The sequence below is a fragment of the Streptomyces sp. NPDC048419 genome (assembly GCF_043200415.1).
Classification (GTDB): Bacteria; Actinomycetota; Actinomycetes; order Streptomycetales; family Streptomycetaceae; genus Streptomyces.
Window position 1 is genome coordinate 27,098 of sequence record NZ_JBICXT010000034.1, and the last position, 15,947, is coordinate 43,044.

Annotated in this window: 17 protein-coding genes; 9 read left to right on the forward strand and 8 right to left on the reverse strand. The window is 72.4% G+C overall.

Annotated elements, in window-relative coordinates:
* Nucleotides 1-16: 16 nt before the first annotated feature.
* Complete coding sequence (locus tag ACGFYN_RS41270; RefSeq protein ID WP_393871150.1) at nucleotides 17-1,000, forward strand: aldo/keto reductase; 984 nt, start codon at nucleotides 17-19, stop codon at nucleotides 998-1,000.
* Nucleotides 1,001-1,024: 24 nt separating this feature from the next.
* Here the strand turns inward: ACGFYN_RS41270 and ACGFYN_RS41275 are convergent, their stop codons facing one another.
* The 3 genes from ACGFYN_RS41275 to ACGFYN_RS41285 form a co-directional block, all read right to left on the reverse strand.
* Nucleotides 1,025-1,336 carry an EthD family reductase gene (locus ACGFYN_RS41275; protein ID WP_393871151.1) on the reverse strand — a complete coding sequence of 104 codons (312 nt, stop codon included), beginning with the start codon at nucleotides 1,334-1,336 and terminating at the stop codon, nucleotides 1,025-1,027.
* Complete coding sequence (locus ACGFYN_RS41280; RefSeq protein WP_393871152.1) at nucleotides 1,333-1,890, reverse strand: dihydrofolate reductase family protein; 558 nt, start codon at nucleotides 1,888-1,890, stop codon at nucleotides 1,333-1,335. Before ACGFYN_RS41280 ends, ACGFYN_RS41275 begins: the two co-directional genes overlap by 4 nt.
* Nucleotides 1,891-1,954: 64 nt before the next feature.
* A complete protein-coding gene (locus ACGFYN_RS41285; RefSeq protein ID WP_393871153.1) occupies nucleotides 1,955-2,956 on the reverse strand; it encodes a sigma-70 family RNA polymerase sigma factor in 1,002 nt (333 codons plus the stop codon).
* Between ACGFYN_RS41285 and ACGFYN_RS41290 the strand changes: the two genes are divergently transcribed.
* A complete protein-coding gene (locus tag ACGFYN_RS41290) occupies nucleotides 2,955-3,785 on the forward strand; it encodes a DUF427 domain-containing protein (RefSeq protein ID WP_393871154.1) in 831 nt (276 codons plus the stop codon). The genes ACGFYN_RS41285 and ACGFYN_RS41290 overlap by 2 nt on opposite strands.
* Here ACGFYN_RS41290 and ACGFYN_RS41295 read toward each other — a convergent pair.
* From ACGFYN_RS41295 to ACGFYN_RS41315, 5 genes are all read right to left on the reverse strand, one after another.
* Nucleotides 3,748-4,284 carry an NUDIX hydrolase family protein gene (locus ACGFYN_RS41295; RefSeq protein ID WP_393871155.1) on the reverse strand — a complete coding sequence of 179 codons (537 nt, stop codon included), beginning with the start codon at nucleotides 4,282-4,284 and terminating at the stop codon, nucleotides 3,748-3,750. The two genes, ACGFYN_RS41290 and ACGFYN_RS41295, sit on opposite strands and share 38 nt — an antisense overlap.
* A 15-nt stretch (nucleotides 4,285-4,299) precedes the next feature.
* The gene (locus ACGFYN_RS41300; protein WP_393871156.1) at nucleotides 4,300-5,427 is read right to left on the reverse strand and encodes an amidohydrolase family protein; all 1,128 of its coding nucleotides are present in this window, start codon (nucleotides 5,425-5,427) and stop codon (nucleotides 4,300-4,302) included.
* A 1-nt stretch (nucleotide 5,428) separates the two neighbouring features.
* On the reverse strand, nucleotides 5,429-6,832 hold the full coding sequence (locus ACGFYN_RS41305; RefSeq protein WP_393871157.1) for a glutamine synthetase family protein: 1,404 nt from the start codon (nucleotides 6,830-6,832) through the stop codon (nucleotides 5,429-5,431).
* A gap of 40 nt (nucleotides 6,833-6,872) precedes the next feature.
* A complete protein-coding gene (locus ACGFYN_RS41310; protein WP_393871158.1) occupies nucleotides 6,873-7,685 on the reverse strand; it encodes an SAM-dependent methyltransferase in 813 nt (270 codons plus the stop codon).
* 132 nt (nucleotides 7,686-7,817) lie between these two features.
* Nucleotides 7,818-8,627, reverse strand: coding sequence for a hypothetical protein (locus ACGFYN_RS41315; protein WP_393871159.1), 810 nt, complete (start codon nucleotides 8,625-8,627; stop codon nucleotides 7,818-7,820).
* Nucleotides 8,628-8,817: 190 nt separating this feature from the next.
* Between ACGFYN_RS41315 and ACGFYN_RS41320 the strand changes: the two genes are divergently transcribed.
* The 7 genes from ACGFYN_RS41320 to ACGFYN_RS41350 all read left to right on the forward strand — a co-directional run bounded on the left by ACGFYN_RS41320 (nucleotide 8,818) and on the right by ACGFYN_RS41350 (nucleotide 15,930).
* Nucleotides 8,818-9,285, forward strand: a complete 468-nt coding sequence (locus ACGFYN_RS41320) for a potassium channel family protein (RefSeq protein ID WP_393871160.1) — start codon at nucleotides 8,818-8,820, stop codon at nucleotides 9,283-9,285.
* Between the two features lie 170 nt (nucleotides 9,286-9,455).
* On the forward strand, nucleotides 9,456-10,898 hold the full coding sequence (locus tag ACGFYN_RS41325) for a cytochrome P450 (protein WP_393871161.1): 1,443 nt from the start codon (nucleotides 9,456-9,458) through the stop codon (nucleotides 10,896-10,898).
* Nucleotides 10,899-10,979: 81 nt separating this feature from the next.
* Nucleotides 10,980-11,840 (forward strand): Cof-type HAD-IIB family hydrolase, encoded by an 861-nt coding sequence (locus tag ACGFYN_RS41330; RefSeq protein WP_393871162.1) that lies wholly within the window; start codon nucleotides 10,980-10,982, stop codon nucleotides 11,838-11,840.
* 90 nt (nucleotides 11,841-11,930) lie between these two features.
* A complete protein-coding gene (locus ACGFYN_RS41335; protein WP_393871163.1) occupies nucleotides 11,931-12,584 on the forward strand; it encodes a helix-turn-helix domain-containing protein in 654 nt (217 codons plus the stop codon).
* Nucleotides 12,585-12,629: 45 nt separating this feature from the next.
* Nucleotides 12,630-13,964 carry a M24 family metallopeptidase gene (locus ACGFYN_RS41340; RefSeq protein ID WP_393871164.1) on the forward strand — a complete coding sequence of 445 codons (1,335 nt, stop codon included), beginning with the start codon at nucleotides 12,630-12,632 and terminating at the stop codon, nucleotides 13,962-13,964.
* Entirely contained in the window at nucleotides 13,964-14,944 is a 981-nt protein-coding gene (locus tag ACGFYN_RS41345; RefSeq protein WP_393871165.1) for a thiamine pyrophosphate-dependent dehydrogenase E1 component subunit alpha, read from the forward strand. Before ACGFYN_RS41340 ends, ACGFYN_RS41345 begins: the two co-directional genes overlap by 1 nt.
* Nucleotides 14,932-15,930 (forward strand): alpha-ketoacid dehydrogenase subunit beta, encoded by a 999-nt coding sequence (locus ACGFYN_RS41350; RefSeq protein ID WP_393871166.1) that lies wholly within the window; start codon nucleotides 14,932-14,934, stop codon nucleotides 15,928-15,930. The genes ACGFYN_RS41345 and ACGFYN_RS41350 overlap by 13 nt, the downstream gene beginning before the upstream one ends.
* The last annotated feature ends 17 nt before the right edge of the window (nucleotides 15,931-15,947 follow it).

Genomic DNA, 15,947 nt, shown 5'->3' on the forward strand with positions numbered 1-15,947 from the left:
AACGGGAGGGAGACCCATGAAGTACCGAACGATCGGAAGCGACCCGGCAAATTGCCGTGAGGTGAGCGTCATCGCCCTCGGAGCGATGCTCATGGGCTCACGCACGGACGAGGTGACGTCCTTCGCCGTCCTCGACCGTTACGTCGAGGCCGGCGGCACCTTCGTCGACACCTCAGACAACTACGCGTTCTGGGAGGACGGCGGCCAGGGCGGGCAGAGCGAGGAGCTCCTCGGCCGGTGGCGGCGCAGCCGCGGCATCGGCGACGAGATCGTCATCGCGACCAAGCTCGGCGCCCGTCCGCTGGCCCCCGGCACCAGCTACGTCGACAACCCGGAGGGCCTGTCCGCGAAGGTCGTCCGCGAGTCCGCCGAGCGCAGCCGGCAACGGCTCGGCGTGGACAGGCTGGACCTCCTCTACGCCCACATCGACGACCCCACGGTCCCGCAGCGCGAGACCGTCGAGGCCTTCGGGGAACTCGTCGGCGAGGGCACCGTCGGCCTGCTCGGCGTGAGCAACCAGTCAGCCTGGCGGGTGGAGCGAGCCCGCGCCCTCGCCGCAGCGGGCGGCCTGCCCGGCTACGAGGTCCTCCAGTACGCACACAGCTACCTGCGCCCGCGCACCGACGTGCCCGACGACATGTTCCCCGACGGCAGCCTCGGTCACGTCGGCCCCGACCTCCTCACCTATCTGCGCGCCGAGAAGGCCCTCACCCTGGTCGCCTACTCACCCCTCCTCAAGGGCGCCTACACCCATCCGGACCGGCTCCCCTCCGACTACGACCACCCGGGCACCGCGCCCCGCCTCGCGGCCCTGCACGACGTGGCGCGCGAAACGGGGGCGACGCCCAACCAGGTCGTCCTGGCCTGGCAGTTGGGAGGCGAACTCCCGATCATTCCGCTGGTCGGCGCCTCGTCGGTGGCCCAACTGGAGGAGAACCTGGCGGCGGCGGACCTGGAACTGACCGCGGACCAGCGGGCGCGCCTGGACGCGGCCCGCTGATCCACCGCCTCATGACCGGGAGGTTCAGGGCTCGGCCACGTCGAAGACCATGCTGCGCACCGGTGCGAGATCCTGCAGACGCACCGCGTCCTCCGCGCAGGCGCGGCCCTCCGGGGAGGCGAACGCGGCGCGCAACTCCTCCATCGTGTCCCACTCCAACTCCGCGACCAGATAGCAGGGTTGGCTCCCGCGCACGTCCGCGGGGCGGTCGCCCAGCGTGTACCGGCGCAGGCCGGGCAGCCGGTGGGCCAGCGGGAGATGGACCTCGCGGTAGTGCCGGTCGAACGCCGCGGGGTCGGCCGGGGCCTCGTACAGGACGAGGAACCGGGCGGTCATCGCCCGGCCCTGCGGTAGCGCGCGAAGACGGCCTGGCCGATCTGCTCGGCCGACACGCACTCCAGGTCTACGGGTGAGTCGCCCGCGGGGAACAGGCGGTCGCCGCTGCCCACGACGGTGGGGAAGGTGATCAGGCGGTACTCGTCGACCAGGTCCTCCGCCATCAGGGTGTGGACCACGCTCAGGCTGCCCGCGACGATCACGTCGCGCCGCTCCCGCTTGACCGCGTCCACCAGGTCGCCCTCCAGGAGCCGGGAGTTGGACCAGGCGGAGACGTCGGTGAGGGTGCGGGTGGCGACGAGTTTCGCCGCGGCGTTCATGCGCCCGGAGAACTCGTCGTCGCGGCCCGGCCACAGCTGGGAGAACTGCTCCCAGGTGGTGCGGCCCAGCAGCATGACTCCCTCGTCCAGGGTGGCCCCGAGCCGGAACTTGTCCCCCGCGGCCGCCTCGGGGCCGTGCCGGAACATCCAGCCGCCGCCGGGTGTGCCGCCGCGGCCGTCGGGGTCGGAGGTGATTCCGTCCAGGGTGGTGAAGGCGATGACGATGACGCTCATGGCGATGTCCTCTCGGATGTCTCGATCGGCGCTCACCGGTATGTACCGGTGCCACCGACCGGACTCATCGCCCGCTCTCGAATTTCTCCGAAGAAATCTCCTCGGGCAGGTCGAAGGCCGCGAACACCCGCGGATCGGCGAACACCACGTTGCTCGCGATCCGCCCGCCGGTGACGGCGAAGACCTGCAGCGTGTGCAGCCGGTGCCCGCCGTCCGGCGCGGGCGCGTACGCGGCCAGCGCCGGCTGCCCGCCGGCGGTGAGCGGCCGGGTGCGCCAGTCCGTGCCGCGCAACGCGAACACGCGGTCCATGAACAGGCCGTAGTCGCGGCGCCCGCGGTACCACAGCGGCACCGGCGGCATCTCCAGCACGGCCGCGTCGGTCAGCAGCCGCACCAGCGCGGGGACGTCGGCGGCTTCGAAGGCCCGCGCGTACCGCTGCACCACGCCCCGTGCCTCGGCGTCGTCAGGCTCGGGCACCTCGCCGGGATCGCCCACGCCGGCGACCGCCGCCCGGGCCCGCTGCAACGAACTGTTGACGGCCGCGACCGTCGTCCCGAGCTGCTCGGCGACCTCCGCGGCACTGAACTCCAGCACCTCCCGCAGCACCAGCACCGCACGCTGCCGCGCCGGCAGCACCTGCAGCGCGGCCACCAGCGCCAGCCGCAGATCGGCCCGCACCTCGACGTCGTAGCGGGAGTCGGGGAACGGCTGGAGCCACGGGATGTCGAAGGCCGGCGTCAGCGGGGCCCCCGGGTCCTCGCTCGGCGCGCCCAGCCCGGACGGCAGCGGCCGTCGCGCCCGCCCCTGAAGCGCGGTCAGGCACACGTTCGTCGCGATCCGGTACAGCCAGGTCCGCACCGACGCGCGCGAGGCGTCGTAGCGATCACGGGCCTTCCACGCCCGCAGCATCGTCTCCTGCACCAGATCCTCGGCCTCGTGGAACGAGCCCAGCATCCGATAGCAGTACGCCACCAGCTCGCCCCGGTACCGCTCAAGGTCCATGGGCACATCATGGCGCACACCACCCCTGGCAGGTCCCCTCCCGCTGTGCGTGACTGGAGGCATGAGCCCACTCCCGACCGAGCGATCCCTGCGCACCACCCCAGAAGGCCTCCACTGGGAGCCCAGCGAGCGCTGGGTGCGCGGCGTCAAGGGCGATGTCACCGTCGTCGACAGCCGCCGACCCGTCCTTGTCTGGGAACCCGAGCTGCCCGTGCCGCAGTACGCCTTCCCCCGCGCCGACGTACGCGAAGACCTCCTGCGCCCCGCCAAGAACCCGCACACCGGCACCCACACCGGCTCGCAGATCTTCTACGACCTCGAAGTCGGCGAGCAGCGGACGGCGAACGCCGCCTGGACCTTCCCGTCCGCCGACCTGGCCGACCACATCGCCTTCGAGTGGTTCCGGCGTCCGGGCAGGGGTCTGGACCACTGGTACGAGGAGGAGGAAGAGATCTTCATCCACCCCCGCGACCCGCACAAACGCGTCGACTCCATGCCCAGCAGCCGGCATGTGCAGGTGGAGATCGACGGCACGCTCGTCGCCGACACCCGACGGCCGGTGCTGCTGTTCGAGACCGCCCTGCCCACGCGCTACTACATCCCGCGCCAGGACGTCCGCCTGGATCTGCTCGAACCCACCGACCACCACACCGGCTGCCCCTACAAGGGCACCGCCGAGTACTGGTCCTGGCGCGGCGAGGCCGACGTGCCGCCCAACCTGGTCTGGAGCTACGCGGAGCCGCTGCCCGCGGTGGGCCCGATCCGCGGACTCCTCGCCTTCTTCAACGAGGCCGTCGACATCATCGTGGACGGCGAGCGCCAGGAGCGCCCGGTCACGCCGTTCAGCGCGACGCTCAGACCGAGCAGCCCACGTGGGCCAGAGCCTGCTTGAGCAGCACCCCGTGCCCGCCGGGCATCTCGCCCTGCACCGCCTCCGACGCGGCCTCCTGGGGGCTGAACCAGACCAGGTCCAGGGCGTCCTGCCGGGGCCGGCAGTCACCGGAGACCGGGACGACATAGGCCAGGGACACCGCGTGCTGGCGCGGGTCGTGGAACGGCGTGATGCCCTGCGTCGGGAAGTACTCCGCGACCGTGAAGGGCTGCAGGGACGCCGGGACCCGGGGCAGCGCGACCGGGCCGAGGTCCTTCTCCAGGTGGCGCAGCAGCGCGTCACGGACCCGCTCGTGGTGCAGGACCCGGCCGGAGACCAGGGTCCGGCTGACCGTGCCCTCCGGGCCGATGCGCAGCAGTACGCCGACACTGGTGACTTCGCCGCTGTCGTCCACGCGCACGGGCACGGCCTCGACGTACAGGATCGGCATACGGGCACGCGCCGATTCGAGGTCGTCGGCGCTCAGCCAGCCCGGCGTGGTTTCGGTCATGTCAGACATTGCTTGATCATACTTTCAGGAGGGGCCGGAAAGGCGGTAGACCCGAGAGGCATTGTGTGCGCCTGCCCACTCCGCGATACGCAGTGCGTCGGGCAGGCTCAGCTCGTCGGCGTCGACCCGGTCCTGCAGCAGAGCGGCCAGACCGTGGCGGAAGGCGAGCGCACCGAGACGGTAGAACTCCGCCACACCATAGGCGTCGGAGCTGTACAACAGCTTGCGGAACGGCGTGATCTCCAATGCCTCCGCCAGGACGGCCCGGGCACGCGCCGGGCCCACGTAGTGCAGGGTGAGGCCCACGTCCAGATACACGTGCTCGAACACCGCGGCCAGATAGGCGGCTTGGCGCTGGTAGGGCCAGCAGTGCAGCAGCAGGACGGGGATCGCGCCGCCGCTCAGATGCAGCCAGTCGGTGAGGTGGGTGGGGTCGGACCGGTGCATGCGGATGTCGTTGTCGCCGAAGCCGGTGTGCAGTTGGAGCGGCAGGCCGAGGTCGACCGCCGTCCACAGCAGATGCCGTACGAGGACGGGATCGTCCAGCCGGCCGCCGCGCGTCAGCCAGCGCCGGGCCGCCTGCGTCACCTCGGTCCGGGACGGGCGGGCCGGGTCGAGGTCGAAGCCGGTGCGGTAGGCGGCCACGGACTTCACCCCGACCACGCCCGGCCCCCGCACGGCCTCGTGCGCGGCCTGCTGGAAGGCGTCGCCGTAGTCGCCGGCCTCGACCCCGCGAGCGGCCACCGACTCGGCGAGGTTCTCCAGGCGTACGACCTCGTACGCGGTCCCGCCGGCCGCTCCGGCCAGCTCCGCCGGAGTGGTCAGCCGGTCCGGCGCGTAGCCGGTGTCCACGCAGAACACGCCCGTCCCCGAAGCGGCCAGGAAGCGGCGGTTCACCTCTTGCGCACCCAACTCGGCGCGGCGCGCGAGGTATTCGTCGGGCGGCGCGTGCCGGGGCAGGTCGAGCAGCGGGGCGCAGTGGCGGCGGACGGCCAGGCCGACCGGGCTGTCGAAGGAGGAGATCCCGGGCCAGGTACCGCCCTCGGTGATCAGCTCCTCGAAGGCGTCCCGGGGCAGGTCGGCGGTGACGAGGCCGTGGCAGTGGTGGTCCACGAGCTCCAGCGCGTCGAGCGCCTCCCGGACCGCGCCCACGTCAGTACTTCCAGCGGTACGCCGCCGCCACCCGCTCGTCGTCCAGGCCGTCGACCGCCGCGATCTCCCCCTGCCGTACGGCGATCACGGCGTCCGCGAGGACCGGGCCGAGCGCGGTCCGCAGCTGCTCGTCCTTGCGGAACTCCGCGACGGAGTCGGCGAGGGAGGTCGGCAGGCGCCGGACACCGCGGGCCGCCGCGTCCGCCGCGTCGAGGCGGGCCGGATCGCCGGTGATCTCCTCGGGCAGGAGAGTGGAGGAGGTCAGGCCGTCCAGTCCCGCCGCGATCAGGCTGGTGAGGGCGAGGTAGGGGTTGGCGGCCAGGTCGACCGGTTTGACCTCCAGGTTCGCGGCCTGGTCGCGCAGGCCCGCCGTGCCCGTGACGACACGCACCGCGGCCTCGCGGGTCTCGCGGCCCCAGCAGGTGAACACCCCTGCCCACTGGGAGGGTTTGAGCCGCAGGTGGCTTGCCGGGCTGGGCGCGGTGACGGCTGTGAGGGCCGGGAGGTGGGTGAGCACGCCGGCCGCGAAGGACTCGGCGTCGGGCGTCATGCCGTAGCGGCCTCCGCCGCCGGAGTGCAGGTTGACGCCGTCGCGCCAGGCGGAGAGATGGACGTGGCCGCCGTTGCCGACGCCCTCGGCGAAGACTGCGGGGGAGAAGGAGACCACCAGCCCGTGGCGCCGGGCCACGGCCCGGATCGTCTGCCGCACCAGCACGCTGCGGTCGGCCGCCGCCACCGGGTCGAGGGCGCCCACCGAGATCTCGAACTGACCGGCCGCGTACTCGGGATGGACCTGCTCGACGTCCACGCCCTGAGCGGCGAAGGCGGCCAGCAGGTCGGCGGTGTAGTCGCTGAGCTCGATCTGCCGGGTGGCGCTGTACGCGGGCCCCGTCGTCGCGGGCACGAACTCCCCGCCCTCCGCGGGGCCTTGGCCGACGGCCCACTCCACCTCGACGGCGGCCCGGAAGGTCAGGCCGTGCCGCTCGGCGGCCGCGGAGACGATCCGGCGCAGCGCCGTACGGCCGCAGCCGGGATGCGGCTCGCCCTCCTGGGTGATGCGGTCGACGGGCGCCCAGGCCCAGCCGGGCTGCCCGGCCAGGACGGTCAGGTGGTCGAGGTCGGGGTAGAGGCGCAGGTCGCCGTCCGGGGAGCCGAGGACGTCGGTGGCGACGATGGAGTCGTTCGACAAGAAGGTGTCGAAGACCGGTGACATGCCGACGCCCCAGGCCGCCGCGGAGGCGAGCTTGGCCGTCGGGACCGTCTTGATCCGGCACACGCCGGCGGTGTCGACGTAGGACAGCACGATGCCGTGCACGCCCCGGCCCGACAGTTCGCCGCCGAGCGCGGTGGCCCGCTCGACGTCACCGGGGCGCCCGCCGGGGACGGGATCGGCAAGGGTGGTCATACGTCCTCCACGGGTACGTCCTCGGCGAATGGCACGTACGTCAGGGTTTCACGGCCACGGCGCCGAACTGCGGTACCAGGGCAGGCGTTTCGGATTCGGCGCGCCAGCGGGAGCACGACACCAGACCTGGGTCGAGCAGCTCCAGGCCCTCGAAGAAGGCGGCGATGTCCGCGCCGCCGCGAGCGGTGATCGGCGGGGTGGCGTTCTCGTTCCAGAACTTCATCGCCGGGATCTGGCCCGCCCCGCCGAGGTCGTCGTCGAAGGTCGGGTGGGTGAGGACCAGGAAGCTGCCGGAGGACATCTCGGCCATGACGCGGCGGACGATGTCGCGGGCCTCCTCGGTGTCCAGCACGAAGTTGAGGATGCCCAGCATCATCACCGCGACCGGCTCGCCGAAGTCGAGCGTCCCGGCGGCCCGTTGCAGTATCGCGGCCGGGTCGCGCACGTCCGCGTCGACGTAGTCGGTGGCGCCCTCGGAGGTGCCGTTGAGCAGGGCGCGGGCGTGGGTGAGGACGAGGGGGTCGTTGTCGACGTAGACGATCCGTGCCCCGGGGGCGACGCGCTGGGCGATCTGGTGCGTGTTCTCCCCGGTGGGCAGGCCGGTGCCGATGTCCAGGAACTGCCGCACCCCGCGCTCCTCGGCGAGGAAGCGCACCGCCCGGCCCAGGAACCGGCGGTCGGCGCGGGCGATGTCGCGGATGACCGGGAACATTCCGGCGACGTGCTCGCCGACCTGCTGGTCGACCTCGTAGTTGTCCTTGCCGCCGATCCAGTAGTTCCACACGCGCGCGTTGTGCGCCACGCCGGTGTTGAGCACCGCCGACCCGCCCGAAGGGGTGTGGCTCTCCGTCACGACTCAGCTCCTTCTCGCACGCCTGCGGCCGTCGTGGCCATTGTGCCGCCCGGTGATCACGGTGTCCGGTGAACGCCGGGGAATCGGCTGATCGGGGTGCGGAATCGGCTGACGTGGCCGAATCGTGGGGGGTCAGCGGAAGTTGGCCGGACCGGCCGCCGGCGTCTTGCCGGACAGGACGTCCTTCAGGCGCTGCGTGCCCTTGGTCGCCGCCTGTCCGGTGGACTGCTGCTCGGCGCCGCCGAGGCCGCCCGCGGTGATGGTGATCGCGTCGTCGCCGACCCGGACGACGGCCACGTCCAGGGTGAGCGTGGTCGCCTCGCCGTTCGTGGTGCCCTGCACCACCACGCGCAGGTCCTGCCGGGAGTCGCCCACGGCGGGCACCGTGCCCTCGGTGACCTGGACCGTGCGCTTGCCGCCCTTGGCGTCGGTCGCGGTGAACTGGTCGCACTTGACCGGCAGCGTCTTCAGCCACGCCTGCGCGGAGCTCAGTTCGGCGGAGTCGTAGGAGGCGACCTGGTAGAGCAGGCGCGAGTCGCCCTGCTGGAAGCCGCGCAGCGCGGACGCGCCCGACGGCTTGCCCAGCAGGTCGTCGTCGTAGAGGGCGTCGAGGAGTTTCTGGCAGTCGGCGGCGTTGGCCTTGGCGGTGAGGAAGCCGGCGACGTCGACCTTGCCGATCAGGAGCGTGTCGCTCCACTTGGCGGCGTCCTTGACCTGGTTCCAGCCGTCCTCGATGTCGCCCTCGTTGATCAGCGCGGCCTGCGCACCGGCCGTGGTCAGACGTGGCAGCGCCGAGGCGGTGGGCCCGGAGCCGCCGCCGTTGCCGGAACAGGCCGCGGTGGCCAGCAGCGCGGTCGTCGCCAACGCGTAGGGGAGCACGCGGACGGTGGGGGCACCTGCCATGCCCTTCGGGCCGTGGGGGAGGGACGGACGTCGGGACATGGCGGATGCCTCCAGAGATACCGCGACAGCAGGGGCTTCCCTCAGCGCACCATCGGCGGCAGCGCCTCACCAGTGCACCGGTCCGTTCGGGGGAGTCCGCCCCGCCGCAACCCGAACGCCTCCTCCGGCATGCCCGCCCGTCCGTCCGCGGTGACACTGGCGCCATGCCGGAGTGACCCAAGGAGTGACCATGCTGCCCGGATTCCTCGCCAGAGCGGTCGAATTGCTGCTCGGCCGGGAGGGCCGCTCGCTGCACGTGAAGGCGGCGGGCGCGGCGACGGCCGTCCTGGGCGTGGTGATGCTGCTCGGCGCCTGGGCCGTCGTCGTGGCCGAACAGGACGCCCGGCGCGCCAACTTGAGGACCTACCCGCAGGCGCTGTGGTGGGCCGTCGAGACGGCGACGACCGTCGGCTACGGCGACTTCTTCCCGGTCACCTTCGGCGGCCGCGTCGTCGCGGTGGTCGTGATGGTCGTCGGGATCACCACGTACGGCCTGGTCACGGCCGCCCTCGCGACCTGGTTCGTCGGGCGGGAACAGCGGCGCCGCCACCATCCAGGGCGCCACGCCCGGGAGTTGAGCGAGGAGACCGTCCACGCCCTGCACGAGCGCTTCGACCGGCTGGAGCGGATGATGGCCGGCGGCGGCGAGCGGGAATGACGCCGGGCGGCATCGCGGGCGGCCGCGAGCGACGCCGTGGATGCCGCTTGCTACCCGCCAGTACCCCGCCGTGTGACACGTGTGACTCCTGAGGTACGGTCCCTCCCGGGTCCGCACGCATCCGCCGCCCGCGGACCGCCACGCGCAGGGTCGAAGGGGGCGCCGCAGCCATGGAGTTCCACCTGGTCGACGACGGCGAAGGGTCTCTGGAGCCGGACGGCACCCGCCTGGAGGACCTCGCCCCGCAGCCCCTGCTGACCCGGGACTACGAGACCCGCCCCGAGCTCGTCTACGAGCGGCTGCGGAGGCACCACGGGCCGGTCGCGCCGGTCGACCTGCTGGGCGTCCCGGCCTGGCTCGTGCTGGGCTACCGCGAGTCCTTCGAGGTGCTCCAGAACGACGCCGCCTGGCCCAAGGGGCTGGAGAACTGGCGGGCCCGCTCGGAGGGCCGGGTGCCCGCCGACTGGCCGCTCGCCCCCTCTCTCGAGGTCAACCACGTGCTGATCCAGGGCGGCCCGGCCTACCGCACCCTGCGCGGCGCCTGGGACATGGCGCTGCGGCCGTTCCAGGACCCGCGCAAGCCGCAGGCCAAGCGCCTCAAGGCCGCCGTCACCGGCTACGCCGACGAACTGATCACCCTGCTCGGACAGGGCGGCCGCACCGGCACGGCCGACCTGTCGGCGCAGTTCTCCCGTCCGCTCCCGCTGATGGCCGCCAGCCACCTGCTCGGCTTCCCCTCCTCGCAGGGCGACGACGCCCTGATGGACATGTGGCGCGTGCTGGACGCGGGGCCCGACGCCGAGCCCGCCCTGCAACGCCTGCTGGTCACGCTCTCCGAACTGGCCGCCACCAAGATCGGGGAGCCCGGCGACGACTTCCCCTCCCACCTCGTGGCCGCCCACCCGGACCTGCCGGTCGACGCCCTGGCCCGGGAGCTGTTCATGCTGCTCGGCATGGTCTCCGACCACGTCGGCATCCTCATCTCCAACACGGTCGTCGAGGTGATCTCCGGGGAGAGCGAGGGCGGCGTACGCACCGCCCTGTCCGCCGGCATGGTGCGCGAGTCCATGAACCGCGTGGTCATGCGCAAGCCGCCGCTGGTCAACTTCGTGCCGCGGTTCGCCACCGAGGACACCCGGCTGGGCAAGTACACCGTCCGCGCCGGCGACCCGGTGTGGGTCTCCGCCGCCGCCGCGCACGCCGACCCCCTCTTCGCCGACCGGATGGCACCGGACTCCAGCATCAGCAGCCGGGCCCACCTGTCCTGGGGCGCGGGGCCCCGCCAGTGCCCGGCCCGCGAGCTGGCCTCGTCCATCGCGGCGGTCGGCGTGAGCCGCCTCTTCGAACGGTTCGGGCACATCGAGCTCGCCCTCCCCGTCGACCAGCTGCCCTGGCGCTCCTCGCCCTTCATGCGGGGGCTGCGCTCGCTGCCCGTGCGCTACGAGCTGACCGGACCGCAGCTGCGGTCCGCGCCGCGGACGGCGGTGGAGGACGTGGCGGAGGCCGCGCCGCAACAGGCCGCGTCCGACGCGACTGCCGTGCCGGGGCCCTCCGCCGGGCGGCGCTCCTCGCTGTGGCGGTACCTGACGGGACTGATCCGGTCCGGAAACTGACCGTTCACGCAGTTCGCGTAGGGTGACGGGACCGCCGTAGGTCCTCCGGCGCCCCGTCACGCCCGTATCCGGAAGCAGGTCATGTCCTCGGCTCCCTCGCCCCTCCGCACCGCCACCGCCCCGTCCACCGGTGCCGCCGACATCCGGCTGATCGTCACCGACATGGACGGCACGCTCCTGGACGACGCCAAGCGGATCCCGCCGGGGCTGTGGGAGACCCTGGCCGAGCTGCGCCGGCGCGGCGTGCTGTTCAGCCCGGCGAGCGGACGCCAGTACGCCACGCTGGCGCGGGAGTTCGCCGCGGTGGCCGAGGACATGGTGTTCATCGCGGAGAACGGCACCTATGTGGTGCGCGACGGCGAGGAGCTGAGCTCGGATCCGCTGGAGACCGGCGTCGCGGCCGGTGTCGTGCAGGCGGTGCGGCGCCTCGCGGCCGACGGCGTGGACGTGGGCGCCGTCGTCTGCGGCAAGCGCTCCGCCTACGTCGAGCGCGGCGACCAGGCGTTCCTGGCCGAGGTGCGCAAGTACTACGTCGAGCACCGCGTCGTCGAGGACGCCACCGCGGTCGACGACGACGTCATCAAGATCGCCCTCTTCGACTTCGGCTCCGCCGAGCACACCACCGCGCCCGCGCTGGCACCCTTCGCCGCCACCCACCAGGTCGTCGTCTCCGGCGAGCACTGGGTCGACGTCATGAACCGCACCGCCAACAAAGGCGCCGCCCTGCGCCGGCTCCAGGACGAGCTGGGCATCACGCCCGCGCAGACCATGGTCTTCGGCGACTACCTCAACGACCTGGAGATGCTGGACGCCGCCGACTGGTCCTTCGCCATGGCCAACGCCCACCCGGACGTCGTCGCCCGGGCCCGCCACCTGGCCCCCTCCAACAACGACAACGGCGTGCTGCGCACCATCGCGCGTGTGCTCGGCCTGGAGGCCTGACGCACGACGGGCCTCACCTGCGGCTCTGGCGCCCCGGTCCGCCCCGGCTGTTCAATGGGGCTGCACACCCCGCACCGGAGAGGAGCCGCCGTGTCTCCCGCCGCCGTGCCGCCCGTCGGGGCGCGCATCCGCCAGGCGCGCCTGGCGAAAGGCGTGAGCCTGCGCGCGCTCGCGCGGGACGTCGGTGTCTCCGCGAGCCTGGTCTCCCAGATCGAGACCGGCAAGAGCCAGCCGTCGGTGAGCACGCTCTACGCCATCACGACGGTGCTCGGGATCTCCGTCGAGTCGCTCTTCGACGCCGGCGAGGCGGCTGCGGTCTCCCCGGTCGCCGCCGTGTCCCCGGCGGCCGCGCAGGCGCCCGTCCTGCGCGCGCTCGCCGCCTTCGCCGCCGACCCCGGCCGCCGTATCGGACCGGTGGTCACGCCGGGGGAGCGGGACGTGCTGGAGCTGGACTCGGGGGTGGTGTGGGAGCGGCTCGGACACGTTCCCGGCACGGACGTCGACTTCCTCCAGGTGACCTACCGGCCGGGTGGCGCCTCCTCCGGCTCCGGCGGCCTGATGCGGCACGCGGGCACCGAGTACGGCTGCCTGACCTCGGGTGAGCTGGTCCTCACCCTCGGTTTCGAGGAGTACACGCTGCGCCCGGGCGACGCGGTCTGCTTCGAGTCGACGACCCCGCACCGCTACCGCAACGACGGCGCGGAGCCGGCCGTCGGTGTCTGGTTCGTGTTCAGTGACACTTGACACCTGTGCCACATGGTCGTTCACTCCGAAGTGGGGGTGGTCGCCATGGCGATCCGTACATACGGCCCCAATGCCGTCGACTGGGAAGAGCGCGTCGACCTGGACCGGCTGCGCAAGGAGCGCCTGTCCCGGCTCGACGAGAAGCTGAACAGCTCCTCGCTCGGCGCCGTGCTGAGCTTCGACTTCGCCAACATCCGCTACATGAGCGCCACGCACATCGGCACCTGGGCGATCGACAAGCTGATCCGCTTCGCCCTGCTGGTGCGCGGCGGCGAACCCGTCGTCTGGGACTTCGGCTCCGCCGCCCGCCACCACCAGCTCTACAACCCGTGGCTGGACTACAGCGACGGCAAGGGCGGCGAGCCCACCGGTGCCCGGGCCGGGATCTCCACCCTGCGCGGCGCCTTCCACCCGGACGCCGGCATCGCCGAGGACGTGGCCCGCAAGATCGCCGCCGAACTGCGCGAACACGGCCTCGCCGGCGAACCCCTCGGCGTCGACGTCGCCGAGATGCCCGTCCTGACCGCCCTGCGCGCGGAGGGCATCGACGTCGTCGACGGCCAGCAGGTCTTCCTGGAGGCCCGCCGCACCAAGACCCGCGACGAGATCTCCCTGCTCACCCAGGCCTGCGCCATGGTCGACGCCGCGTACGAGGAGCTGTACGGACACCTGCGCCCCGGGGTGCGCGAGAACGAGTGCGTCGGCCTCGTCAGCAAGGTCCTCTACGACCTCGGCAGCGAATACGTCGAAGGCGTCAACGCCATCTCCGGCGAACGCTGTTCACCCCATCCGCACGTCTACAGCGACCGTCTGATCCGCCCCGGCGACCCCGCCTTCTTCGACATCCTGCACAGCCACCTCGGCTACCGCACCTGCTACTACCGCACCTTCGCCGTGGGCAGCGCCTCCCGCGCCCAGCGCGACGCCTACGTCCGCTGCCGCGAGTACATGGACGAGGCCATCGCCCTCGTCCGCCCCGGCGCCACCACCGCCGACATCGTGCAAGTGTGGCCGCGCGCCGAGGAGTTCGGCTTCGCCGACGAGACCGCCGCCTTCGCCCTCCAGTACGGCCACGGCGTCGGACTGTCCATCTGGGAGAAGCCCATCTTCAGCCGGCTGGTCTCCCTCGACCACCCCGAAGTCCTCGAAGAGGGCATGGTGTTCGCCCTGGAGACCTACTGGCCGGCCGCCGACGGCTGGTCGGCGGCCCGTATCGAGGAGGAGCTGGTCGTCACCGCAGACGGCTGCGAGGTCATCACCAAGTTCCCGGCCGAGGAGCTGCTGGTCGCGGGCCGCAAGTACTGGACCGTCGGCGGCGAGCTCAACACCCGCCGTGAGTCCCAGTCCCACCTCAACACCCGCCGCAACGGGGGCGCTTGATGGCCGGCCGGGACGAACTCCTCGCCCTGTACGAGCAGATGGCCGTCATCCGCCGTACGGAGAAGGCCGCGCACGACCTGTTCCTGTCCGGCCTGGTCAAGGGCACCACCCATCTCGCCGCGGGCCATGAGGCGATCGCGGTCGGCGCGAGTGCCGCGCTGCGCCCCGACGACTACGTCTTCGCCACCTACCGCGGCCACCACCACGCCATGGCCCGCGGCGCCACACCCGAGGAGTGCCTCGCCGAACTCATGAGCCGTGCCACGGGGTTGTGCCGGGCCAAGGGCGGCTCCATGCACTTGACCAAGGCCTCCGCGAACATGCTCGGCTCCTACGCCATCGTCGGCGCCCACCTCCCGATGGCGGTCGGCGCCGCCTGGTCGGCCCGGCTGCGCGGCACGGGGCAGATCGCGGTCGCCTTCTTCGGCGACGGCGCGACCAACATCGGCGCCTTCCACGAGGCGCTCAACCTGGCCGCCGTATGGAAGCTGCCCGTGCTGTTCGTCTGCGAGAACAACCTGTACATGGAGTACACGCCCATCGCCGACGTCACGGCCGTGGCCCGGCCCGCCGCCGACCGGGCCCCCTCCTACGGCATCCCGGGCGAGGTCGTCGACGGCAACGACGTCGTCGCGGTCCAGGACGCGGTGGCCGGCCTCGCCCGGCGGGCCCGGGCAGGAGACGGGCCCGCCCTGCTGGAGGCCGAGACCTACCGCCACTTCGGGCACAGCCGTGCCGACCCGGCCACCTACCGCCCGGCCGAGGAGGTCGAACCTTGGCTCAAGCACGACCCGTTGGACGTCGCCCGCGGACGGCTCGCCGAGCTGGGCGTCCCCGAGGAGACGCTCACGGCGGCCGACGAGCGCGCCCGTGACCTCGTGCACAAGGCCGTCGAGGCGGCCAAGAGCGCGCCGCCGCCCGACCCGGACCAGGCCATGACCGACGTGTGGGCGGACGGAGGTGCGGCATGGCGGACGTGAAGACGGACCGTGGCGTCATCACCTACCGGGAGGCGGTCGCCGAGGGCATCGCGCGGGAGATGCGGCGCGATGCGGCCGTCGTATGCCTGGGGGAGGACATCGGCGAGGCGGGCGGGGTGTTCAAGACGACCGCCGGGCTGCTGAAGGAGTTCGGCCCCGAGCGGGTGTGGGACACGCCGATCTCCGAACAGGCCATCGTGGGCGCGGCGATGGGCGCCGCGATGACCGGGATGCGACCGGTCGCCGAGATCATGTTCTCGGACTTCCTGGCCTGTTGCTGGGACTACCTCGCCAACGAGATCCCCAAGGTGCGGTACATGACGGGTGGTCAGGTCACCGTGCCCCTCGTCGTGCGCACCGCCAACGGCGGCGGTCTCGGCTTCGGCGCCCAGCACTCGCAGGCCACGGAGAACTGGGCGCTGACCGTACCGGGGCTGAAGATCGCCGCCCCTGCCACGCCCGCCGACGTCATCGGCATGATGGCGGCGGCGATCCGCAGCGACGACCCCGTCGTCTTCTTCGAGCACAAGGGGCTACTGGCGAGCAAGGGCGCCCCGCCGCCGCCCGGTCACGTGGTCGAGCTGGGCCGCGCGGCCGTCGTCCGGGAAGGCGCCGACGTGACACTGGTGGCGCTCGCCTCGATGGTGCCGGTGGGGCTCAGGGCCGCCGCGCAGCTCGCCGAGGAGGGCATCGAGGTGGAGGTCGTCGATCTGCGCAGCCTCGTCCCCCTGGACACCGCCACCGTCCTCGCCTCCCTCGCCGGGACGTCGCGGCTCGTGACCGTCGAGGAGAACCCCTACCAGGGTGGCTGGGGCGCCACCCTCGTGTCGGTCGTCGCCGACGAGGGGTTCTCCCTGCTGGACGCGCCCGTGCGCCGGGTGGCGGGGGAGTGCGTCCCGCTGCCGTTCGCCGACGCGCTCGAGGAGCGGGTCATCCCCACCGTAGACAAGGTCGTGGCGGCCGTCCGGAGCCTCGCCGCGTACTGAACACCCTTGAGGAGGAA